The following is a 21440-nucleotide window of genomic DNA, read 5'->3' as shown; positions in this document are numbered from 1 at the left end:
TCCCGCTGTCAGGCTCCTTCGCCGAGGTTGTCGGAGACCACCTCGAGCGCGTGCGCACGCGCCTGCACCGCGTCGTCGCCGCGGGCGGTCGTGACCGCCGCGGCGAAGACTTCGGCGAACACGAGGTACGCCACGCGCGAGGTGTGCTCGAGCTCGTCGCGGAAGCTGACTCCCGTCGGAGCGATCACGAGCGACAGCGTGGCGACCTCGGTGAGCGCCGACGACGCGAACGAGGTCAACGCGATCACCGTCGCGCCACCTCGCGCCGCCGCGGTCGCGACGCGCAGACTCGCCTCGTTGGCGCCCGAACCGCTCACCACCAGGCAGACGTCGTCGGCGGTGAGGTGACGGGCGGCGATCTGCTGGGCGATCGCATCGGCGATGAACTCCGCCGCCCGCCCCGAGGCGGTGAGCCGCATCGCGAGATCGTTCGCGATCGGCGACGAGAGGCCATTGGCGAGCACCAGCAGTCGACGGGCGGATGCCGCGGCGCGCACGGCCTGGTCGACGGCATCCGCATCGAGCAGGCTGGCAAGGGCGGGCAGCGACGAGGCGAGTCGATCGATCTCGCCCCGCATACGCCCGAGCACTCCCGGCCCGTGATACGACGTCGCCTCCGGGGCGCCCCCCAGCTCGGCTGCCAGCGCCACCCGCAACTGCGGATAGCCGCGGTAGCCCACGGTCTGGCAGGTGCGCACGACGGTGGCGCGGCCGACGCCCGCGCGGTCGGCGAGCTCTTGCGCTGTCCACTCGACGACGGCATCCGATGCCTCGACGATCAGTTCGGCGACGCGGCGCTCGGCCGGCTGCAGGGTGTTGAGCACCGCCGCGATGCGCGCGGTGGGCGGGGCGCTAGGCGAGAACACGGGCGCGGGCTCCCTCCATGATCCGGCGGCGAATGGCGCCGGAGGCCGCATCGATCAGCATCGTCACCACGACGACCACGATGAGCAGAACACCCACCGTCGACCACTCACGGTACTGGGTGTACGAGGTCAGCATGTCGCCGATTCCGCCGACGCCGATCAGACCGAGCACGGCCGACGACCGCACGTTGATCTCGAAGCGGTACAGCCAGAACGACCAGAACGCGGGTTCGGCCTGCGGCCACACGCCCCAGCGCAGCACCTGCGACGTGCCGCCACCGGCCGCGCGCGCGGCTTCGATGGGTCCGCGCGGCACGGCCTCGACGGCCTCGTAGCCCCACTTTCCGAGCGTGCCGATGCCGTTGATGGCGAGAGCCAGCGCTCCCGTGAACGGGGTGAGCCCGGTGACCGAGAGGATGATGATCGCGATGATGATCTCGGGCACGGCCCGGATCAGCGAGAACAGACCGCGCAGCAGCGTGCGGAGCCACGCCGGGCCGAATCCGCGGGCGGCGAGCAGGCTGAGCGGGGTCGCGAGCAGGATGCCGAGGATCGTGCCGACCCAGGCCATCTCGATGCTGCGCCAGGTCTGCCAGAGCGCCTCGGGCAGCTTCTCCCAGTTCGGGTTCGCGAACATGAGGCCGAAGTAGCGCATGATCTCGGCGGGCAGATCGCCCAGACGCGCCCAGTTGATGTCGATCGACCAGAACGCGAGCACCACGACGCCGGTGACGACCAGCCATCCGGCGATCAGCCACGGTCGGCGCGGGCGGTCGGGGATGACGGTGAGCGCCGCACTCATACGAGCCTCCGTCGGATGGCGTCCGAGACGAGGTCGATCACGATGACGACGATGAGGATCTCCAGGATGATGAGCGACAGCTGGTCGTAGCGGTAGAAGGTGCGCACCGCGTCGATCAGCAGTCCCATGCCGCCGGCACCGACGAGACCGAGCACGGTCGAGGCGCGCACGTTGAGCTCGAACACGTACAGCGTCTGGTTCGCGAACGCGGGCCAGGCGTCGGGCAGGGCGAGCGTGCGGTTGATCTTCGCCTGCGTCGCTCCGACCGCGCGGCCGGCTTCGAGGGGGCCGCGGTCGTTGGTGTCGATCGCCTCGGAGACGAGCTTGACGATGATGCCGACGTTGAACAGCAGCAGGGCGAGGATGCCGGGGAGCGCACCGACGCCCACCATCGCCACGAGGATCGCGGCGTACAGCAGGTCGGGCACGCTGCGGACGACGTTGAGGATGCCGCGCACGGCGATCCGCGCCGGCGCGTTCGGGTTGGTGGCGCGGGCGGCCCAGAAGCTCAGCGGCAGCGAGACCGCGGCGCCGATCACGGTCGCGATGACCGCCATCTGCAGTGTCTCGATGAGCGGCGGCAGCGTGCGCGGGAAGAAGTTCCAGTCCGGCACGAGCAGGTGCACGATCTTGTCGGCGCCGTTCTGCCAGTTGCGGCCGATCGCCGCCAGGTCGACGCCGATCCCGATCCCGGGCAGGCACATGACCACGGTCACCACGACGACCGCGCCGACGATCACCGGCGCCTTCCACGCGCCCGGCGGACGGGCGGGGATCTCGAGGACGGATGCCGGCGCGATGCCCGTCACGCGTCCAACCGATCGTCGGGGGTGAGCGAGCGTCCGTAGATGCTCTCGAAGTCGGCATCCGTCGCGCTCGTCGCGGGCCCGTCGTAGACGACCTCACCGGCCCGCATGCCGATCATCCGCGCCCCGTACTCGCGCGCGAGGTCGAGCAGGTGCAGGTTGACGAGCACGGTGATGCCGAGGTCGCGATTGATGCGGCGCAGATCGTTCATGACGCCGTGCGCGGTGGGCGGGTCGAGGCTCGCGACGGGTTCGTCGGCGAGCACGATGCGCGGCTCCTGGGCGAGGGCTCGCGCGATCGCGACGCGCTGCTGCTGCCCACCGGAGAGGTCCGACGCACGCGAGTGCAGCTTCGGCAGGATGCCGACGCGGTCGAGCGCGTGATAGGCGAGCTGCTTGTCGGCCTCGGGGTACGCACCGAGCAGCGTGCGCCACAGCGGCGTGTGGGCGAGGCGCCCGACGAGCACGTTCTGCAGCACGCTCGCGCGGCCGGCGAGATTGAAGCCCTGGAAGACCATCCCGATGTCGCCCCGCAGGCGGCGGAGGGTGCGCGGCGAGGCGCCCGAGACGCGGTGCTCGCCGACGTCGAGGGCGCCGGAGGTGACGGGCACGAGGCCGTTGATCGTGCGGATCAGCGTCGACTTGCCCGAGCCGGACAGCCCGACGACGGCGACCATCTCGCCTGCGGCGATGTCGAGCGACACCCGGTTCAGTCCGATCGTGCCGTTCGGGTAGCGGACGACGACCTCGTCGAGGCGGATGGACCACGGCGTGGACGCCGCAGCCTGGGCTGCGGCGTCCACATGCTGGATCTGGTCGGACAACTTACTGGAGCCCCAGAGCCTGTGCGGCGCGCGCGACGACGTCGAGCGAGTCGGGGTCGGCCGGTGCGAGCTTGGTGATCGAGTAGATGCTCGTGAGGATCTCGGAGCCTTCCTCGGTGTTCGAGAAGTCCTCGAGCGCGGTCGTGATGCGCTCCTGCAGCTCGGGCGAGAGCTCCGACGACAGCGCCACGCCATCGTTCGGGATCTCCTCCGTCATGGCGAAGACGACGACCTTCTCGCCCACGTCGGGGGTGTCCTTCTGCACGATGGTGCGGGCATCCCAGAAGCTGAAGCCGACCTCGGCGTCGCCGTTGTAGACCGCGAGAACCGAAGCGTCGTTCGCCGTGACGGGGATCTGCTGGATGTCGGCGTCGGTGTCGAGACCTGCCTCCTGCAGGGCGAGGATCGGGTAGATGTAGCCGGCGGGCGAGCCGGGGCCGAGAACGGCGACCTTCGCCCCCTCGACCTTCGTGATGCTGTCGAGGCCGGCAGGGCCCGTCATCGCGTCGGCGCCGTTGCAGAACAGCATCCCGTCGCGCTCGACCGGCTCGTCGTCGCAGTACTTGTCGGGGTTGTTCGTCATGAACTGCGCCGGGTAGGTGATGTTGCCGTTGCGCTCGGTCTGCAGCACGACCGAGGCGTCGTACATGTCGTTCGCCTGCCACAGCTGCAGCGAGGGCAGGAAGCCGATCTGGGCCTGGCCGGCACCCATGGCCTCGACGGCGGCCTGATAGTCCTTCGACACGACGCCGGTGACCTCGATGCCGAGCTCCTCGGTGAGGTAGTCCGTGAGCGGGGCCGCGGTGTCGACGAGACCGTCCTGGTCCTGCGAGGGGACGAGCGCGAGCACGAGCGAATCGGGATCGGCGGCCGGGGCGGACGAGTCGTCCGGCGCTGCGGAGCTGCTGGAGCAGCCCGCGAGCACGACGGTCAGGAGCGCGCCGGCGGCGACGAGTCCCGCGGCGGAGCGACGGAAGGGAGAGGTACGCATTGTCATCCTTCGATGGGGTGTGGGAGGAGTGGTGGAAAGGTGAGGTCTCAGCCGCGCAACCACGCCTCGAGCTGGGGAACCAGCGTCGAGAACTCGGCGGCGCGGAAGGTCGGGGTGGCGTGCGGGTCGGGGAAGCCGCCGATCAGCGCCGTGGCGTGGCCGCGTGCGTGCGCAGGGGCGAGGTCGTTGTGCCAGATGTCGCCGACGCTCAGCACGCGGGCGCCCGCGGGAAGGTCGGCGAGTACGGCCTCGAGTCCTGCGGGCTTGCGGGCATCGGTGACGACGCGATCGAACAGTCCGGCGAGACCGAGCGCGTCGAGGGCCTCCGCGATACGGATGGCGGGGGCGTTCGTGACGAGCACTCGTTCGGCGTCGGCATCCGCCAGGAATGCGGCGAGGCCCTCGGGAGCCTCGATCGGGGCATCCACGGTGGCGAGCTGGGCGCGGCTGGCGAGGTAGGCGGTGCTGAGCAGCGCGGCATCCGCGCCTCGCTCCTCCGCCGCGCGACGCACAGCGTCGTAGCCGTCGAGCGATTCCTCGTCGGCGGAGGCGAGTTGCGCACGGATGCCGTCGACGAAGCCGTCCTGGTCGCCGAGGGCATCGGCCACCTGCTGCGCGTAGGCGAGGACGGGGCCGTCGCCGAGGGCGATCGTGCCGTCGAAGTCGAAGAGGAGAATGGAGTTCACGGATTTCTTTCTGTGGGGACGCTCCGTCCAGCATGGGCAACGATTGTGGACAGAAAGTCCCCGGCGTGTGAACGCCGCGTGAACAATCCGTCCATCTGACTCACGTATGGTGAGCGCCGTGTCCGAACTCGATGACCTGACCGCTGCTGCGACCCTCGCCGCCGACGGCACCCCCGCCGGTGCTCGCGCCGCGATCGATGCACTTCCCTGGCTCGACCGGGCAGTCAACGACGACCGCGCCTCCGGACGGTTCGCCGCGTGGGGCCCGTCGACCGTCATCGATGAGAACACCGGCACGGCCGTGATCGCGCGGCCACTGTTCGAGGAGTTGCATCGACGGGCCGGCCTCGCCGCGACCTGGCCGATCGGCAATGCCGGGCTGATGCACTGCTACGGATATCTGCTGTCGCTCGAGGTCACGCCCTACGGACTCAAGCGCGATCGCTGGGTCGAGGGTGCGCTCGCGCACGCCTGCGGACTGACGGCAGATGCCTTCCACCCCTGGCACGAGGGACCGACCCTGCTCGCGCGGGCGACGGCCGCGGCATCCGCTGTGCTCGCGCACCCCGCGGCGAGCGCGACGGCGGAGATCGATGGGCGGGAGACACGTCTGGCGCTGAGTTCCGAGGCCGGATCCGCCGCGCTGACCTACGCGGTCGCACCCACCCCGGGAGGCGCTCACCTGTTGGTGACGATGTTCCCCGTCGCCGAGGCATCCGCCCCCCGCACCGAGTTCACCGCCGCCCCGCGCCTGCGCTGGAACGCGGTCTGAGCGGCCGAAGCACTATGCGGGCGACGCCGTCCTGAGCAACCAGGCCGGCCACCAGCCGTCGTCGAGATCGCGCAGGACGGAGGCCGTCCGCTCACGCACCTCTTCCGGCATCTCCGCAGTCGGCCCGGCGCTGCTCGACCGCCCCTCCCCCTCGGGCGATACCAACTCCGTGAGCTGCCACGCGCGGCGTCCGACGGGGAACCTCTCGCGGAGCCCACCCGCGGCGATCGCGAGGAGCGTGCGCTCGAGCTCGTCCGCCGCCGACTCGGCGGTCTCGTCGCAGGCGTCGCACGTGCAGGAGGGAATGACCGTGCGCAAGAGCTCACCGGCCTCCACCTCGACGACCGGGCCCGTCACCGTGAGGGTGATGGGGGCACCGGTGAGCGGCTGCATCACGATGCGCCGAGCATCCTCGCCCGCACTCTCCGCGCTCACCTCGACCGTGTACGAATCGCCGAGGTGCTCGACGAGGGCATCGACCACCCCTCGAAGCGGCGCGAAGCGTTCCGGGTGCGACTCCCGCGAGTACGCCTCCTCCGGAGGGACGCCGTCCGGCCACCGGCGTCCGTACCGGATGATGCGGCCGTCGTCGTCGAGGTACTCGTGCGTCGGAAGAGTCGGACGACGGTACGCGACCGCCGGAACGACCAGCGCTGGCGTCGACGAATCCCGGAGGACCTCCTGCATCTCCTGATCATCGAGGTCGTCCTGCTCCCAGGAGGCGAGCATCTCCTGAAAATCCTCGAGGCGGTCCGGGTGGGCGAGGATCCCCTGCACGAGACCGGCTACGGGGACGGATCGCGTGTTCGTTCCGACCTCGAGCTCGGGCGTCGACCGCCAGGTCGCCGCCGGGTGGACGAGAATGATCGCGTTCCCCAGGAAACGCGCGGCGGATTCTGCCAGCGCGGCTGAATCCGCGATCGTCGGATGTGCCGCGACGAACGTCCATAGCGCCGCCAAGTCCCCCGCCAGCGCGGCCGGATCCACGCCTCGGCGCGCCACGAACTCCGCGAAGGCGTCGCCGCCCTCTCCGTCACCGTTCATCGTGTCGCTCCTCGCATGACGATCATCCTCACTCGGGCGCGTGGGCCTCGAGGAACTCGTACACGTCCGTCGTGTCGACGCCGGGGAACGATCCGGTCGGGAGCGTCGCGAGCAGCGTCCGCGGGGTCTTGACGTTCGGCCAGGAGTTCTCGCGCCAGCGCTCCTCGAGGTCGGCCGGAGCTCGGCGGCAGCACACCTCGACAGAGTGCTTCGAGACGCCGCGGTGCGGGGTGTCGCGCCCGACGAACCACTTGGTGTCGTCGAAGCGCACGCCCACGCTCACCGAGTGCAACCCCTCGCTCGACGCCTCGACGCGGGCCGTGCACCAGTACGTGCCGTTGCCGGTGTCGGTGTACTGGTAGTAGGGGTTGAAACGGTCGTCCTCGTCGAACACCACGCGGCTCGTCCACTTGCGGCAGCACATCTGGCCCTCGATCGCTCCGAGGCGGTCGGCGGGGAAGTTCACGTCGTCGTTCTCGTACGCCTTCGTGATCGTGCCCGACTCGTGCACCTTGAGGAAGTGCACGGGGATGCCGAGGTGCCGGGTCGCGAGGTTCGTGAAGCGATGCGCGGCGGTCTCGTAGGACACCGAGTAGGCGTCGCGGAGATCCTCGATCGAGATCGCCCGTCGCGCCTTGGCGTCGCGGAGCGCGGGAACGACGTGCGCCTCGGGGATCAGCAGCGCACCGGTGAGGTAGTTCGTCTCGACCCGCTGACGCAGGAACTCGGCATAGCTGCGCGGCTCGGAGTGGCCGAGGATGCGACTCGACAGCGCCTGCAGCACGGCGGTGCGGGCGTCGCCCTTCGCGGGAACACTGCTCGACAGATAGAGACGCCCGTGCGCGAGGTCGGCGACGCTGCGGGTGGTCTGCGGCAGGTCGGGCGCGTAGTGCAGTGTGAAGCCCAGGTAGGCGGCGATCTCGGATGCCGTGCGCTGGGTGAGAGGGCCGCCCGGATGCCCGACGGCGTCGAGGATCTCGGCGGCCTTCTGCTCGAGGTCGGCGAAGTGGTTGTCCTGCCGGCGCATGAGGTGGCGCAGCTCGACGTTCGCGCGCCGCGCTTCCTCGGGGGTCGCCGCGCGCTCGTCGCGGAGCCGGTCGATCTCGCCGTGCAGCGCGAGCAGCGCGGTGAGAGCCTCGGTCGGCATCGACTTCGCGATGCGGAAGGGCTCGATCCCGAGTGCCTGGAACGTCTGCCCCTTCATCGCGCGCTCCAGTGCGATCTCGATCGCGCTGCGCTCGTCGAGGGGCTCGCCCTCGAGCAGCGCGTCGAGAGTCACTCCGAGGGCACGCGCGATCGCCTGCAGCTGCGAGAGCTTCGCCTCGCGCTTGCCCGTCTCGATCATCGACAGCTGGCTCGGCGCACGGTCGACGGCGCTCGCGAGGTCGTCGAGGGTCAGCCCTCGCGCCGTGCGCAACCGGCGGATGCGGCGCCCGATCGTGAGGGCATCGGTCTCTTCTTCGGTACCCATTTGGCCCCCTGAGCCTGTCGAAGGGTTTATGACGCCGATTCTGTCACAGAAACAGAATTTCGACCGATCTTCACACCGAAACCCGTCATCGAAGCATCCGTTCTTCACCCACAGTGGATGACACGCCACCCGGCACCGCCGCCGGACCGACCGAAGGAGACACCATGACGACGAACGCACCCCGCCCCGCAGGTCTGCGAGCAGGCGACCAGGTCCAGACCGCCGCCGAGCTCCAGGAGATCTGGGCCACCGACCCCCGCTGGGACGGCGTCGAGCGCACGTACACCGCGGCCGACGTCATCCGCATCCGGGGATCGATCCGCGAGGAGTCGACGCTCGCCCACCGCGGCGCCGAGAACCTCTGGAACCTGCTCCACACCGAGGACTACATCCGCGCACTCGGCGCCTACACGGGCGGTCAGGCCGTGCAGCAGGTGCGCGCCGGACTCAAGGCCATCTACCTCTCGGGCTGGCAGGTCGCGGCTGACGGCAACCTCGCCGGTCAGACCTACCCCGACCAGTCGCTGTACCCGGCGAACTCGGTGCCCGCGGTCGTGCGGCGCATCAACAACGCCCTGCTGCGCCAGGACCAGCTCGAGCACGCCGAGGCCGCCGCCGGCGACGGGGAGATCACGCAGGACTGGCTCGCCCCGATCGTCGCCGACGCCGAGGCCGGGTTCGGCGGGCCGCTCAACGCCTACGAGCTCGCGCAGTCGCTGATCCAGGCCGGCGCCGCCGCCATCCACTGGGAAGACCAGCTCGCGAGCGAGAAGAAGTGCGGCCACCTCGGCGGCAAGGTGCTCGTGCCCACGCAGCAGCACATCCGTACGCTGAACGCCGCCCGCCTCGCGGCCGACGTCGCGGGGGTCCCGACCGTCATCATCGCCCGCACGGATGCTCTCGCCGCCGACCTGCTCACCAGCGACGTCGACGAGCGCGACCAGGCGTTCACGACCGGTGAGCGCACCTCCGAGGGCTTCTACCGGGTGACCCCAGGCATCGATGCGGTGATCAGCCGCGGGCTCGCCTTCGCGCCCTACGCCGACCTGCTCTGGGTCGAGACGGGCGAGCCCGACATCGAGCTGGCCCGCGCGTTCGCGGCGGCGATCCACGCCGAGTTCCCCGGCAAGATGCTCGCCTACAACTGCTCCCCCAGCTTCAATTGGAAGCGCCACCTCTCGGATGCCGAGATCGCGACGTTCCAGCAGGAGCTGGCCGACCTCGGCTACAAGTTCCAGTTCATCACCCTGGCCGGCTTCCACGCCCTGAACTACTCCATGTTCGATCTCGCCCGCGGCTACGCCGATCGCGCCATGAGCGCGTACGTCGAGCTGCAGGAGGCCGAGTTCGCCGCCGAGGCCGACGGCTACACCGCCACCAAGCACCAGCGCGAGGCGGGCACCGGCTACTTCGACGTGATCTCCACGGCGCTCAACCCCGACAGCGTCACCCTCGCCCTCGCCGGCTCCACCGAGACCGCGCAATTCCACTGATCCGCTCCCTCACCAAGAAGGAATGAAGCGATGACCATCACACCCCCCACCTCGACCCTGCAGGGCCCGGCGATCGAGATCACCGGCACGCTGCACGACCGTTACGACGAGATCCTGACGCCTGCGGCGATCGCGTTCCTCACCGAGCTGCACCACCGGTTCGCCTCCCGCCGCCACGACCGCCTCGCCGACCGCATGCGTCGGCGCTTCGAGATCGGCAACGGGCACGACCCGCACTTCCGGGCCGATACGGCACACATCCGCGACGACGCCTCCTGGCGCGTCGCGGGCGCCGGCCCCGGCCTCGAGGATCGCCGCGTGGAGATCACGGGACCGACCGACCCGAAGATGACCATCAACGCCCTCAACTCGGGCGCGCGGGTCTGGCTCGCCGATCAGGAGGATGCCACGAGCCCCACCTGGAAGAACGTCGTCGAGGGGCAGTTGTCGCTCCGCGACGCGATCCGCGGCGAGCTGTCGTTCACGGCCCCCGAGGGCAAGGAGTACCGCGTCACCGCCGAGCGCACGCCGACGATCGTGATGCGCCCGCGCGGCTGGCACCTGCCCGAGAAGCACATCGCCTTCATCGATCGCGCCGGACGCCGCACCGCGGCATCCGGATCGCTGGTCGACTTCGGCCTCTACTTCCTGCACAACGCGCAGGCGCTGATCGAAGCCGGACGCGGGCCGTACTTCTACATCGCCAAGCTCGAGTCGAGCGACGAGGCGAAGCTGTGGGACGACGTGTTCTCGTTCAGCGAGGAGTACATCGGCATCCCGCACGGCACGATCCGGGCCACCGTACTGATCGAGACCCTGCCTGCGGCGTTCGAGATGGACGAGATCCTCTACGAGCTGCGCGACCACTGCGCCGGCCTCAATGCCGGACGCTGGGACTACATCTTCTCGATCATCAAGAACTACCGCGGTCGCGGCGCCCGGTTCGTGCTCCCCGACCGCAGCGAGGTCACGATGACGGTGCCGTTCATGCGGGCGTACACCGAGTTGCTCGTGCAGACCTGCCACAAGCGGGGCGCCTTCGCGATCGGCGGCATGAGCGCGTCGATCCCCAACCGCCGTGACCCCGAGGCCACGGCGCGTGCGATCGAGAAGGTCGCGGCCGACAAGAAGCGCGAGGCCGGCGACGGCTTCGACGGCACCTGGGTCGCGCACCCCGACCTCATCCCGACGGCGCAGGCCGAGTTCGACGCCGTGCTCGGTGACCGACCGAACCAGGTCGACCGGCAGCGCGACGACGTGCACGTGCAGGCATCCGATCTGATCGATCTGCACATCGGGCGTCCGATCACGGCGAAGGGCGTGCGCGACAACGTGTCGGTCGCGATCCGCTACCTCGAGGCGTGGCTGCGGGGGCTGGGCGCGGTGGCCATCGACAACCTCATGGAGGATGCCGCGACCGCCGAGATCAGCCGCTCGCAGGTGTGGCAGTGGATCCACCAGGACCGCACCACGGAGGACGGCACGGCGATCACCGCCGAGTACGTCGAGGAGCTCATCTCCGCGGTGCTCCGCGAGGCCACGCGCAGCGCGGGCGACCGGTTCGACGACGCCGCCGAGATCTTCCGCGAGGTGGCGCTGCGCGAGGAGTTCCCCACCTTCCTGACCCTCGGCGCCTACGCCCGGTTCCTCGACTGAGCGTTCCTGATCACGGGACGAGCGGATGCCGCGGCCGATCCGGCCGCGGCATCCGTTCACGGGCGTAGCCTGAGGGCATGACCGAGATCTGGAACGACATCGCGAGCGAGTTCCTGCACCTGTATCCGAGCGGCGGGCGTCTGCTGGCCGTCGCAGGGGCGGACGCCGAACGCTCGCGACACGCAGCCGATGCTCTCGCCGCGGCGCTCGAAGCGGCGGGGCAGACGGTCGGGCGGGCGCACACCGACGATGGCGACGAGCAGGCGCTGCGGGCCGACGTGATCGCGCCGTTCCGCACCGCCCGCAGCGACCGCGTGCTCGTCGTCTCCGGTCCCGGCGCGCTCGTGAGCGCGAGCGCGCGCGGCCTCTGGAACTTCACGGTCTGGCAGCTCGCCGGCGACGAGCAGCCGCACACCGCGGCATCCGCCATCGTCGACGTCACCGACCCGGATGCCCCGACCCGGCGCTTCGCCGATTACTGCGCCCTCCCCAGCGCTTTCGGCGCCTGACGCGAGTTCCCGTGCCGCGGCTCAGGTGAACGACGCGGCCACCGAGTTGCGGTGGTAGTCGAACACGATGCTCGTGCGCGTCGAGGCGACGCTGCTCTGGGCCGAGAGATGCTCGAGCACGAACTCGCGCATCTCCGAGGAGTCCGCCACGGCGATGTGCAGCAGGAAATCGTCGTCTCCGCCGAGGAAGAACACCTGGATCACCTGCGGCAGCGCCCGCACCCGGTCGGCGAATTCGACGATGCTCTCGCGGCGTGCGCTCGGGCGCAGGCTCACACCGATGATGGCCTGAAGCCCCGCGCCCAGCATCCGTTCGTCGACGCTCGCGTGGAATCCGGTGATCACGCCGCGCTCGATCAGTGATCGCAGGCGCGCGTGCGCGGTCGACGGGGCGACGCCGAGCGTGGCGGCGAGCTCGGCGTTGGTCATGCGGCCGTCCTCGGCGAGCAGCCCGACGATGCGCTGGTCGAGCGGATCGAGCGCCGGGGCCCGAAGGGTGTTCGGCTGATCCGGGGTCGAAGACGTCTCCATGCGAATCATTATTCAGGAATCGGACGATTCGCGAATGATCTTCGTTGAATCTGTTGCCCTGCCGATGTTTCTGCGATCCTGTTCTGCAACCATCCGCCCCGAGCACTGGAGTATCGATGAAGATCGGCGTGCCCACCGAGGTCAAGAACAACGAGAACCGCGTCGCCCTCACCCCCGCCGGCGCGGATCGCCTCGTGCACGAGGGGCACCGGGTGCTCGTGCAGGCGGGCGCCGGGCTCGGCTCGCGCATCGACGACGAGGCGTACCGTGCCGTCGGCGCCGAGATCGTCGAGACCGCCGCCGAGGCCTGGGGCACGGCCGACCTGCTCCTCAAGGTCAAGGAGCCGATCGCGCAGGAGTACGGCTTCTTACGCTCCGACCTCACCCTCTTCACGTACCTGCACCTCGCCGCAGACCGCCCGCTCACCGACGCGCTCATCGCCGCGGGCACCACGGCCGTCGCCTACGAGACCGTGCAACTGCCCGACCGCAGCCTGCCGCTGCTGGTGCCGATGAGCGAGATCGCGGGTCGTCTGTCGGTGACGATGGGCTCGTACTCGTTGCTGCGCTCGAACGGCGGTCGTGGACTCCTGCTCGGCGGCATCGCCGGCACGCCGCGCGCCAAGACGGTCGTGATCGGCGGCGGGGTCGCGGGCGAGCACGCCGCCGCGAACGCGCTCGGCCTGGGTTCGCAGGTGACGGTGGTCGACATCTCGCTCCCCCGTCTGCGCGACCTCGAGCACCGCTACGGCGGCGCCCTGCAGACCCGCGCGTCGAGTCGCTACGACATCGCCGAGGAGCTCGCGACCGCCGACCTCGTGATCGGCTCGGTACTCATCCCCGGCGCGGCCGCTCCGAAGCTCGTCACCGACGACATGGTCGCCGGCATGAAGGCGGGCTCGGTGCTCGTCGACATCGCGATCGACCAGGGCGGATGCTTCGAAGGCTCGCGCCCGACGACGCACGACGACCCCACGTTCGCGGTTCACGACTCGATCTACTACTGCGTCGCCAACATGCCCGGCGCCGTGCCCGAGACCGCGACCCGCGCGCTCACGAACGCGACGCTCCCCTACGTCTCGGCGATCGCCGGGAAGGGGTGGGCGCAGGCATCCGCCGACGACGCATCGCTCGCGAAGGGCCTGAACGTGCAGGGTGGGCGCATCACCCTCGACGCCGTCGCCCGCGCCCACGGCCTCTGAGCGGGTCGCGCACGCCTTAAGAACCCGGGATCTTCATGACGTCCCGGCCCGCACAACTCCCGCGCCCCCGAGTACGCTCGTAATCGTGACCGAACGCGCTCCTCTCTCCCGCAAACTGTCCGCGATCGCCGAGTCCGCGACCCTCAAGGTCGATGCGAAGGCCAAGGCGCTGAAGGCGGAGGGCAAGCCCGTCATCTCGTACGCCGCCGGCGAGCCCGATTTCGCGACGCCGCAGTTCATCGTGGATGCCGCGGCCGAGGCCCTGGCCGACCCCGCGAGCTACCGCTACACCCCCGCCGCCGGTCTCCCGGCGCTGCGCGAGGCGATCGCCGCCAAGACGCTGCGTGACTCGGGTCTCGAGGTCTCGCCGAGCCAGGTCATCGTGACCAACGGCGGTAAGCAGTCGGTGTACCAGGCGTTCCAGGCCGTGGTGAACCCCGGCGACGAAGTGCTGCTGCCCGCGCCGTACTGGACCACGTACCCCGAGGCGATCCGTCTCGCCGACGGCACGCCCGTCGAGGTGTTCGCGGGTGCCGACCAGGACTACAAGGTCACGGTCGCGCAGCTCGAGGCCGCCCGCACCGCGAAGACGACCGCGCTCGTGTTCGTCTCGCCCTCCAACCCGACCGGGTCGGTGTACACGGCCGAGGAGACGAAGGCCATCGGCGAGTGGGCGCTCGAGCACGGCATCTGGGTCATCAGCGACGAGATCTACCAGAACCTCACCTACCCTGCGACGGGATCAGGAACCGCGGTGAAGGCCACGTCGATCGTCGAGGCGGTCCCCGAGGTCGCCGGCCAGACGATCCTCGTCAACGGCGTCGCGAAGACCTACGCGATGACCGGCTGGCGCGTGGGCTGGATGGTCGGCCCGCAGGACGCGATCAAGATCGCCGGCAACCTGCAGTCGCACCTCTCGAGCAACGTGAACAACGTCGCCCAGAAGGCTGCGATCGCCGCGCTCAACGGACCGCAGACCGAGGCCGAGCAGATGCGCGAGGCCTTCGACCGCCGCCGCAAGCTCATCGTCTCGGAGCTGTCGAAGATCGACGGCATCGTCGTGCCGAACCCGCTCGGCGCCTTCTACGTCTACCCCGATGTGCAGGGCCTCCTCGGCCGCACCTGGGGCGGCGTCACGCCGACCACCTCGCTCGAGCTGGCCGACCTCATCCTCGAGCAGGCCGAGGTCGCTGTCGTCCCGGGCGAGGCCTTCGGCCCGAGCGGCTACCTGCGCCTGTCGTACGCGCTCGGCGACGACGCACTGCTCGAAGGCATCCAGCGCCTGCAGCGCCTGTTCGCCTCCTGACGCATCACGGTGTCACCCGGAGGAGCCTCACTCCTCCGGGTGGTGCCCGATCAGCCAACGGATGCCGTAGCGATCCACGAGCGACCCGTCGACGTCGCCCCAGGGCCGCGTGGTCAGCGGAGACAGCACCCGACCGTCGGCCGCCAGGGACTCGAACCATCGGGTGAGGGTCTCGGCATCCGCAGTACCCAGCAGCGAGAAGAACATCCCGCCGATCTGCACCGCATCGTCGTCGGCCCCGGCATCCGCTCCCGCGAGCTCGACGACGCCGCGCAGCATGCCGTGCCCGATCGCGTCGGCCGGACCGTCGTGGCGACCGAGCTCGGCGTAGTCGAAGAGCTGCAGCTCACCGCCGAAGATGCCCTGGTAGTGAGCGAACGCCTCCGCGGCATTGCCGGGGAAGAGGAGGTAGGGGATCAGTCCGCTCATTCCGCGAGTGTACTGCGGTAGCGGCGAGGCTTGCCCTCGCCGAGGTCGATCACCCGCGCCACGGCGGTGATCTCGATCGGCACCCCCAGCAGCGCGGCGAGCGCCGCCTCGATGGCCTCCGAATCGCCGCCGGCGATCGTCGCTCGCACGACCCGGTCGTCGCCCTGCACGACCGACCACCCCTCGGCGCCGTGCGCCTGCAGGTGCTGGGTGAGGTCGACGCTCGCGACAAGCGACCCGTCGCCGGCGAGGAAGCGGGTGTTCTCGCGTCCCTCGAGGTCAGCGATCCCGACCGCACCGTCGGGTAGCCGCACGAGCCGCCCGACGTCGCCGGTGCGGTAACGCACCAGGGGCAGCAACGGGTTCTCCCCCGCGGTCACCGTGATCTCCCCGATCTCGCCGTCGGGTACGGCGACGTCGCGCCGCGGATCGAGCACCTCGACGAGCACTCGCCGACCGAGCACCCGGAACGGACCGTCGTCGGCGCGCGCCGCGATCGGCCGCGTCTCGTGCAGCCCGTAGACATCGATCACGGGGCACGCGAACGCACGCTCCAATCGCGCACGAAGGGGTGACGACAGCGCCATCGCCCCCGAGAAGATCACCGACGGATGCAGGACCCCGTCGAGACCCGCATCGACGAGCTCGGCGAGGCTGGTCGGGTGCCCGCTGAGGATCTGCGGGTCGGCGTCGGCGAGGAACCGACGCCGGGCGTCGGCACCCGGCCAGGCGGAGACGTGCAGGTTGAGCCGCGCCATCGCGCACTGCCCGAAGCTGCTGATCACCGAGACGTAGGTGAACGCCTGGCGCTGGAAGACGAGGTTCGCGACCGCCATACGTTCGCCGCCCTCCCCCACGGTCACGCCCGCGTCGGCGGCCAGGGCACGCAGCAGATGGAATCCTCGCGCCACCTCCTCGACGTCGTCGGGGATCAGGAGTGCGGCACCGGTCGAGCCCGAGCTTGTGCCGTGCAGCATCCGGCTCAGGTCGGCGTCGAGCGGCACGTGCGCGCCGAGGTCGGCGACGAGGTCACTGCGGCGCGTGGTCGGGTAGTCGGCGAGCGCGGCATCCGCGGGCATCGCCCGATGCCGGAGGGTGCCGCGGACGGCGGCCAGATGCTCGTCGAGCCAGCCGTCGGTCGACAGCGGATGCCGCACCCGCTCGACCTGTGCGGCGGTGAGCCGGTCGCCGGTCGCGTGTGTCCACTGCGGGGCGTCCGGATGCCGTCGCCACCGGGCGAGGCGCGCGGCCCCCGCGTCGTCGAGGGTCGGCCAGCGCTCGGCATCCGTGAGCACCGCCGCCGCTCCCGGCGCGTACTCGGCGAGCGCGAGCGGATCTACGACGTCACTCACTGGAGTACCGCGCCGCCGCCTCCTTGCGACGCGCCTCCTGCAGCTTGCGGGCGATCTCGGCGCGGTGCCGGTACCCCTCGTAGGCATCCGCGAGCGCCTTGTCGCGGGCGAGCGAGTCGACGGCGGCGAGGAGCGAAACGGCGGTCTGCGCGTCCTCGCTCTGCGGGAGGTACCCGCGCCAGAGCAGGAAGGTGCGCGCCGCCTCGACGCGCCGCTCGTCGTCGGAGATCCAGTCCAGGGGGTCGGCGACCGGCGCGAGCCGCAGAGCGAGCGCATCGACCGCGAGCGCCGCGGCACCCCCACCCACGGGGTGGGAGAACGGCTCGATCAGGTCCTCGCTCGCGACGATCCAGAGGGCGATCGCGGCACCCCTCCGCACGCACTCGTCGGCCGCGAAGGACACGCAGGCGGGCGCCGTCCCGAGCACGTCCCCCGCGAGCGCGCGCACGGAGACGCGGTCGTCGAGGAACATCTGCGGCACGGCCGAGAGCCGGGCCGCGATGGCGTCGAGCGCGGGGCCCGGGCGCACGCGCGCCCACGCCTCCTGCTCCCCGCCCGACCGCTCGGTCCAGGCCGCGAGCAGGTCTTCCGTCGAGATGTGCTCAGCCATGCAACCGCTCCGCGAGGGCGGCGCATGCCGCCGGGGCATCGTCCATGCTCGACAGGTACACCACGTCGTAGCCGTCGCGCTGGGCGAGGTCGGAGACGCGGTGCAGACGATCCATGAGCACGAGCGTACCCGTGGTGAGCTTCTCCCTCACCGCTCGGGCCACCCCTCCGAACGGCTCGTTCCCGACGCCGAACATCGACACGAGTCCGTCGTCGGAGAGCACCACGACGTGGCGCTGCACCTCGCCGGTCGCCCGCGGCAGACCGGCGTAGCGGGAGCCGTACAGGTCGAGGGGGAACGACGTACCGCCACCGAAGAACACGCACAGCGCGCCGACGATCTCGACGGGGTCGCGGGTGGCGCGTTCCATCCCGGCGACCTGGCCGGCGGCCGAGAAGCTGGTCACCCGCACGCGCCCACCGCCACGGAGCACCGAGAGGGCGAGGATCGTGCCCGCCAGCACGGCGGGCGATCCCCGACGCGGATGCCGCATCGACCCGGAGGAGTCGATGTACAGATCGATCTCGAGGCTGGTCTCGCGCACGACCGGTTCGTCGTCGAGCTCGGTGCGGCGCCGGGTCGTCACCCCGGGGATGACGGGCCCGCCGCGCAGGGTGGCGGCCCAGTCGATGTCGCCGAGCGCATCGCCGGTCTCCCAGAGTTCGAGCGGCCCGGGGAGGCCACCCGTGGGCTGCACGGGCGCGCGTCGCGTGTAGGGGCGCACCCAGCGCGACGCCTCGGTGCGGTACCAGGCGGCGAGAACCTCCGCGGGGGCGAGATCGGAGTACAGACCCAGCGTTCGGGCGACATCGAGGCGTTGGCCGGGTTGCTGCGCGCTCTCCTCCTCTTCCGCGTCGGCGTCCCCATCCGGCGCACCGGGATGAACCGGCAGATCACCTCGCAGGCGCTGATCGGCGAGGATGCGCCCGAGCTCGTCGGGGGTCGGCCCGGTGTCGTCGGCCGCGCATCCGACCCCGCCGCCGACCGATGGCTCGCTCGCGGCATCCTGCCGTTCGGCGATGTACGGCGCGGCGATCACGCCGAAGCGCACGGCGCCCGACACCGGGTCGGCACCGAAGGTGCGCACGCTGTCGGCGACCAGAGCGGCGTCGACCACGGGATTCGTCGTGCGCGCGCCGGCGAGCTCCGCGGCGATGCGCGCACTCTCGGCTTTGCGCTCGCGCAGGATGCGCTCCTTCTCGCGGTGCTTCTCGGCGATCGTGTCGAGCGGCGGCAGTTCTTCGTGCGCGATCGCGGGCGGCGGCGCGGGCGGAGCATCGACCGCGCACAGCGTTCCGGCCGGCAGCCGCCACAGGATCTCGTAGGCCCGGCAGTACACCCACCACAGGCGGTCGGCGCTCCCGGCGGGTGCCGGGTACAGCACGCGGCCGAGACGGATGATCCCCGCCTCGCCCACGGCATCCCCCTCGGCGCGCTGCAACTGTGCGAGCCGCGTGTTGACGAGCAGGTCGTTCCAGAGATTGGCGAGCAGCCCGATGTCGGATGCCGCGGGCGGGCGCGGCGACACCGCCGCGAGGGCCCGCGCCATCTGATGCCGTACCTTGAGACCGTCGATCCGGGTGCTCGGGGCGAGCACGTGGTGCCCGATCTCGTGGGCGAGCATGCTCCAGAGTTCGTCCGCGAGCCCCCGCTCCGACAGGTAGTCGGGATCGATCGAGATCGAGGGCGGGAAGGTGAACCAGGCGGGCGCTCCGGCCGTCGCGTGCGCGCCCGGCAGCACCTCGGGGTCGTTCAACCGCACGCCCCACAGGGCGAGCGCGCGCTCCCAGGCCGCGCGCACGGTGTCGTCCATCGGGACGCGCGGCGCGGTACCGGTTCTCACGCGGCGTCTCGCACGTGGACCCAGGCGAGGTGGGTGTCGGGACCGATGACGATGCTCACGCCGTCGGAGGCCCCGTCTTCGGCTGCAACCGCCTCGGGCTCGACGGATGCCGTGAGCCGGGCGCCCCAGACATCGGCGTCGAGTCGCCACCACTCTCCCGCGACGAGGAACGCGAACGCCCCGGCATCCGCGAGCCGGACGACCCGGTCCGGAGGCCGGATCCACGCACCGCCGACGCCGCGGAACCCTCCGGTCGCGAGCACGTAGCCGCGCTCGTCGGCGCGCCCCGGCCACCAGAACCGGTCGGTCCGCTGCCGTCGCAGGAACGCCTCGAGAAAATCGACGCCGATCCCGAGGGTCTTCGCGGCGGCCCGCCGCTCGACCGCGGCCTCGATCCGCTCGAGTCGGGTCAGGGCATCGGCGCGAAGTGCCAGGGCGCCGGACCGCCAGGCGGCGATCGCGACGAGGTCGAGGGCGCGCTCACGATCGGCCGCGGCATCCGTGTCTTCCGCGAGCCCCGCGGCGAGCGCGCGCACGAACAGCCCCACCTCGCCATGCTCACGACGCACGCCCTCGATCGCCGCGGCGACGTCGAGCCCGGCGGCCATCAGGTCGGGCGGCGAAGCCGGCGGGAACCCGTCCCGCGCGTTCGCGAGCTGCAGGGGGCGGCGGATCACCCGCGGGTCTCCTGCCAGCGGGCGAAGGCGGTGTAGCGCTGGTGCAGGTACTTGAGCGCGATCACGTCGTCGAAGTCCCGCCCGTAGAGTTTGCCGACGCCGGCGATCCGGCGCAGCTGCGCCTCGATCGCGGTGACCCGGCGCGAGACGTCGAGGGCCGAGACGCCGTCGAGTCCGCTGTCGAGTTCGGCGAGGAGGGCGGCGACCGGGTCGTCGGCGTCGCGACCGAGCATGTCGTACTGGCGACAGGACTGCACGAAGAGGTCGTTCAGCCAGCTGACCGTATCGGTCGCGAGCTCCCGCTCGGCGCCCACATCGAAGCGCGGGTGCGTGTCATTGGGCAGCAGTTTGCCGCGCAGCACGAAGGGCAGGATCGCGGCGATGTCGGCGAGCTCGACGGCATCCGCTCCCCGGAACCAGGCCATCGCCTTCGCGTAGAGGATGAGGGTCTGCAGCGCACGGACCGAGAGCCCGTTGCGCGTCTGGGCCCCGAGGTCGACCTCGAGGTCGGCTCCGCTGTTCGCCTCGATGACCTCGCCGACGCTGCCGCCCGCCGTGGTCACGACGTCCTTCGTGCGGTACTCGAAGCGGCGTCCACCGTGCTGCACGAACTCGAAGTGGCTGAGGAAGAACCGCAGGCGGTGGCGCACCCCCTCGGGAATCGGCACGGCGCGGATCAGCGTGCGCATCCGCTCCTGCTCGACCGCATCGAAACGCAGCTCCGACGGCACGTGCTCCTCGGGCTTCTCCCCCGCCTCGACCCGCGTGATGAGCTCGTCGAGGAAGCGGCTGTTGAAGCCCGCGGCCTGCACAGTGACGTCCATGCGGTCGCGCAGCGCCTGGATCACCGGGAACGTGCCGCCGCCGGCGTCGTCGTTCGCGGTGAAGAACCAGCTCTCGACGCCGCCGTCCGGCGCGGTGCGCCGCATCTGATCGTGACTCTCGACGTACCCCTCGGCGACCATCGTCAGCAATGCCGACTGCGTCTTGGTGGGGATGCGGTTGTACTCGTCGATGATCTTCACCGGGAGCCCGAGCCAGTCCCGCCAGGCGATGCGGATGTCGCTGAGCTTCTCGGCCTCGACGAGGTCGCGCGGAAGCGGGATGCCCACGAGGTCGCTCACGGTGAGCTGCGGCTGCCCCTGCTGCACGGCCCGGCGAACGTCCTCGGCACCGGTGCCGGCGAGCACGCCCATGAGCACGGCGACGGTCGTCTTGCCGCGTCCCGGCCCACCGATCAGCAGGCATTTGCCGCCGACCGCGAAGGTGAGCAGCGGCAGCAGCACGTTCGACGAGAAGGATGCCTGGGTCGGCAGCGACACCCGGGCGTCGGCGTCGCCGAGCGCGATCGAGAGCGGATCGCCGTGCGAGAACTCGATGTCGTAATACGGCGAGATGACGGCCCGATTGACCATCCAGTAGTACGCCTGACGCAGCTTCTCGTCGAGGGGCACCGCCGCCTCGGCCGGTGCCGCGCGGAAGAGATCCTCGGCGGTCATCTGCCCGACGCCGTGATCGGCACCCGGGTTCGTGGGCGATGCGGACACGCGGCTCCAGCGATCGGACATGC

Annotated in this window: 21 protein-coding genes; 6 read left to right on the top strand and 15 right to left on the bottom strand. The window is 70.7% G+C overall.

Annotated features, from left to right (window positions below; all coding sequences use genetic code 11):
- Positions 1-8: 8 nt before the first annotated feature.
- From ACFY9N_RS11115 to ACFY9N_RS11090, 6 genes are read right to left on the bottom strand one after another with little or no spacing between them, the layout of a single operon-like run.
- Entirely contained in the window at positions 9-866 is an 858-nt protein-coding gene (locus ACFY9N_RS11115; RefSeq protein ID WP_391478614.1) for a MurR/RpiR family transcriptional regulator, read from the bottom strand.
- Positions 853-1668, bottom strand: coding sequence for a phosphonate ABC transporter, permease protein PhnE (phnE, locus tag ACFY9N_RS11110; protein ID WP_391478612.1), 816 nt, complete (start codon positions 1666-1668; stop codon positions 853-855). The genes ACFY9N_RS11115 and phnE (ACFY9N_RS11110) overlap by 14 nt, the downstream gene beginning before the upstream one ends.
- Positions 1665-2477 carry a phosphonate ABC transporter, permease protein PhnE gene (gene phnE / locus ACFY9N_RS11105; protein ID WP_391478610.1) on the bottom strand — a complete coding sequence of 271 codons (813 nt, stop codon included), beginning with the start codon at positions 2475-2477 and terminating at the stop codon, positions 1665-1667. Before phnE (ACFY9N_RS11105) ends, phnE (ACFY9N_RS11110) begins: the two co-directional genes overlap by 4 nt.
- On the bottom strand, positions 2474-3298 hold the full coding sequence (phnC, locus tag ACFY9N_RS11100; RefSeq protein WP_391478609.1) for a phosphonate ABC transporter ATP-binding protein: 825 nt from the start codon (positions 3296-3298) through the stop codon (positions 2474-2476). Before phnC ends, phnE (ACFY9N_RS11105) begins: the two co-directional genes overlap by 4 nt.
- A 1-nt stretch (position 3299) precedes the next feature.
- Complete coding sequence (locus ACFY9N_RS11095) at positions 3300-4289, bottom strand: phosphate/phosphite/phosphonate ABC transporter substrate-binding protein (protein WP_391478608.1); 990 nt, start codon at positions 4287-4289, stop codon at positions 3300-3302.
- Between the two features lie 47 nt (positions 4290-4336).
- Positions 4337-4975 (bottom strand): HAD family hydrolase, encoded by a 639-nt coding sequence (locus tag ACFY9N_RS11090; protein ID WP_391478607.1) that lies wholly within the window; start codon positions 4973-4975, stop codon positions 4337-4339.
- Between the two features lie 118 nt (positions 4976-5093).
- Here ACFY9N_RS11090 and ACFY9N_RS11085 point away from each other — a divergent pair, with 118 nt between their 5' ends.
- Positions 5094-5747, top strand: coding sequence for an amino acid deaminase (locus ACFY9N_RS11085; protein WP_391478606.1), 654 nt, complete (start codon positions 5094-5096; stop codon positions 5745-5747).
- A gap of 12 nt (positions 5748-5759) precedes the next feature.
- Here the strand turns inward: ACFY9N_RS11085 and ACFY9N_RS11080 are convergent, their stop codons facing one another.
- Together ACFY9N_RS11080 and ACFY9N_RS11075 are read right to left on the bottom strand one after the other, a co-directional pair.
- Positions 5760-6791: a DUF6226 family protein gene (locus ACFY9N_RS11080; RefSeq protein WP_391478605.1), complete on the bottom strand. Its 1032-nt coding sequence runs from the start codon at positions 6789-6791 to the stop codon at positions 5760-5762.
- 28 nt (positions 6792-6819) lie between these two features.
- A complete protein-coding gene (locus ACFY9N_RS11075; RefSeq protein ID WP_391478603.1) occupies positions 6820-8262 on the bottom strand; it encodes a helix-turn-helix domain-containing protein in 1443 nt (480 codons plus the stop codon).
- A 164-nt stretch (positions 8263-8426) separates the two neighbouring features.
- Between ACFY9N_RS11075 and aceA the strand changes: the two genes are divergently transcribed.
- The 3 genes from aceA (at position 8427) to ACFY9N_RS11060 (ending at position 11920) form a co-directional block, all read left to right on the top strand.
- Positions 8427-9755, top strand: a complete 1329-nt coding sequence (gene aceA / locus ACFY9N_RS11070) for an isocitrate lyase (RefSeq protein WP_391478602.1) — start codon at positions 8427-8429, stop codon at positions 9753-9755.
- 30 nt (positions 9756-9785) lie between these two features.
- On the top strand, positions 9786-11411 hold the full coding sequence (gene aceB / locus ACFY9N_RS11065) for a malate synthase A (protein ID WP_391478601.1): 1626 nt from the start codon (positions 9786-9788) through the stop codon (positions 11409-11411).
- 77 nt (positions 11412-11488) lie between these two features.
- Positions 11489-11920, top strand: a complete 432-nt coding sequence (locus ACFY9N_RS11060) for a hypothetical protein (protein ID WP_391478600.1) — start codon at positions 11489-11491, stop codon at positions 11918-11920.
- Between the two features lie 21 nt (positions 11921-11941).
- Here ACFY9N_RS11060 and ACFY9N_RS11055 read toward each other — a convergent pair whose 3' ends face one another.
- Positions 11942-12460, bottom strand: a complete 519-nt coding sequence (locus tag ACFY9N_RS11055) for an Lrp/AsnC family transcriptional regulator (protein WP_391478599.1) — start codon at positions 12458-12460, stop codon at positions 11942-11944.
- Between the two features lie 107 nt (positions 12461-12567).
- Here ACFY9N_RS11055 and ald point away from each other — a divergent pair, with 107 nt between their 5' ends.
- Together ald and ACFY9N_RS11045 are read left to right on the top strand one after the other, a co-directional pair.
- On the top strand, positions 12568-13653 hold the full coding sequence (ald, locus tag ACFY9N_RS11050; RefSeq protein WP_391478597.1) for an alanine dehydrogenase: 1086 nt from the start codon (positions 12568-12570) through the stop codon (positions 13651-13653).
- A gap of 85 nt (positions 13654-13738) precedes the next feature.
- Positions 13739-14959 (top strand): pyridoxal phosphate-dependent aminotransferase, encoded by a 1221-nt coding sequence (locus tag ACFY9N_RS11045; RefSeq protein WP_391478596.1) that lies wholly within the window; start codon positions 13739-13741, stop codon positions 14957-14959.
- Positions 14960-14986: 27 nt separating this feature from the next.
- Here ACFY9N_RS11045 and ACFY9N_RS11040 read toward each other — a convergent pair whose 3' ends face one another.
- The 6 genes from ACFY9N_RS11040 to ACFY9N_RS11015 are packed head-to-tail and all read right to left on the bottom strand — an operon-like array spanning position 14987 to position 21438.
- Positions 14987-15388 (bottom strand): VOC family protein, encoded by a 402-nt coding sequence (locus ACFY9N_RS11040; protein ID WP_391478594.1) that lies wholly within the window; start codon positions 15386-15388, stop codon positions 14987-14989.
- Complete coding sequence (locus tag ACFY9N_RS11035; RefSeq protein ID WP_391478593.1) at positions 15385-16740, bottom strand: AMP-binding protein; 1356 nt, start codon at positions 16738-16740, stop codon at positions 15385-15387. Before ACFY9N_RS11035 ends, ACFY9N_RS11040 begins: the two co-directional genes overlap by 4 nt.
- Positions 16733-17350: a phosphohydrolase gene (locus ACFY9N_RS11030; RefSeq protein WP_391478591.1), complete on the bottom strand. Its 618-nt coding sequence runs from the start codon at positions 17348-17350 to the stop codon at positions 16733-16735. Before ACFY9N_RS11030 ends, ACFY9N_RS11035 begins: the two co-directional genes overlap by 8 nt.
- Entirely contained in the window at positions 17343-19193 is a 1851-nt protein-coding gene (locus ACFY9N_RS11025) for a VWA domain-containing protein (protein ID WP_391478590.1), read from the bottom strand. The genes ACFY9N_RS11030 and ACFY9N_RS11025 overlap by 8 nt, the downstream gene beginning before the upstream one ends.
- Positions 19190-19870, bottom strand: coding sequence for a potassium transporter Kef (locus ACFY9N_RS11020; RefSeq protein WP_391478589.1), 681 nt, complete (start codon positions 19868-19870; stop codon positions 19190-19192). The genes ACFY9N_RS11025 and ACFY9N_RS11020 overlap by 4 nt, the downstream gene beginning before the upstream one ends.
- Positions 19867-21438 carry an AAA family ATPase gene (locus ACFY9N_RS11015; protein WP_391478588.1) on the bottom strand — a complete coding sequence of 524 codons (1572 nt, stop codon included), beginning with the start codon at positions 21436-21438 and terminating at the stop codon, positions 19867-19869. The genes ACFY9N_RS11020 and ACFY9N_RS11015 overlap by 4 nt, the downstream gene beginning before the upstream one ends.
- Positions 21439-21440 lie beyond the last annotated feature (2 nt).

Source organism: Microbacterium sp. NPDC008134, assembly GCF_042957055.1.
Taxonomy (GTDB): domain Bacteria; phylum Actinomycetota; class Actinomycetes; order Actinomycetales; family Microbacteriaceae; genus Microbacterium.
This window is presented reverse-complemented; position numbering and strand designations above follow the sequence as displayed.

Excerpts from the sequence above, each read along its gene's own strand:
- phnE (WP_391478612.1), bottom strand. The coding sequence starts at position 1,668 with ATGAGTGCGGCGCTCACCGTCATCCCCGACCGCCCGCGCCGACCGTGG.
- ACFY9N_RS11095 (WP_391478608.1), bottom strand. The coding sequence starts at position 4,289 with ATGCGTACCTCTCCCTTCCGTCGCTCCGCCGCGGGACTCGTCGCCGCC.
- ACFY9N_RS11080 (WP_391478605.1), bottom strand. The coding sequence starts at position 6,791 with ATGAACGGTGACGGAGAGGGCGGCGACGCCTTCGCGGAGTTCGTGGCG.
- ACFY9N_RS11075 (WP_391478603.1), bottom strand. The coding sequence starts at position 8,262 with ATGGGTACCGAAGAAGAGACCGATGCCCTCACGATCGGGCGCCGCATC.
- aceA (WP_391478602.1), top strand. The coding sequence starts at position 8,427 with ATGACGACGAACGCACCCCGCCCCGCAGGTCTGCGAGCAGGCGACCAG.
- aceB (WP_391478601.1), top strand. The coding sequence starts at position 9,786 with ATGACCATCACACCCCCCACCTCGACCCTGCAGGGCCCGGCGATCGAG.
- ACFY9N_RS11060 (WP_391478600.1), top strand. The coding sequence starts at position 11,489 with ATGACCGAGATCTGGAACGACATCGCGAGCGAGTTCCTGCACCTGTAT.
- ACFY9N_RS11055 (WP_391478599.1), bottom strand. The coding sequence starts at position 12,460 with ATGATTCGCATGGAGACGTCTTCGACCCCGGATCAGCCGAACACCCTT.
- ald (WP_391478597.1), top strand. The coding sequence starts at position 12,568 with ATGAAGATCGGCGTGCCCACCGAGGTCAAGAACAACGAGAACCGCGTC.
- ACFY9N_RS11040 (WP_391478594.1), bottom strand. The coding sequence starts at position 15,388 with ATGAGCGGACTGATCCCCTACCTCCTCTTCCCCGGCAATGCCGCGGAG.
- ACFY9N_RS11030 (WP_391478591.1), bottom strand. The coding sequence starts at position 17,350 with ATGGCTGAGCACATCTCGACGGAAGACCTGCTCGCGGCCTGGACCGAG.
- ACFY9N_RS11015 (WP_391478588.1), bottom strand. The coding sequence starts at position 21,438 with ATGTCCGATCGCTGGAGCCGCGTGTCCGCATCGCCCACGAACCCGGGT.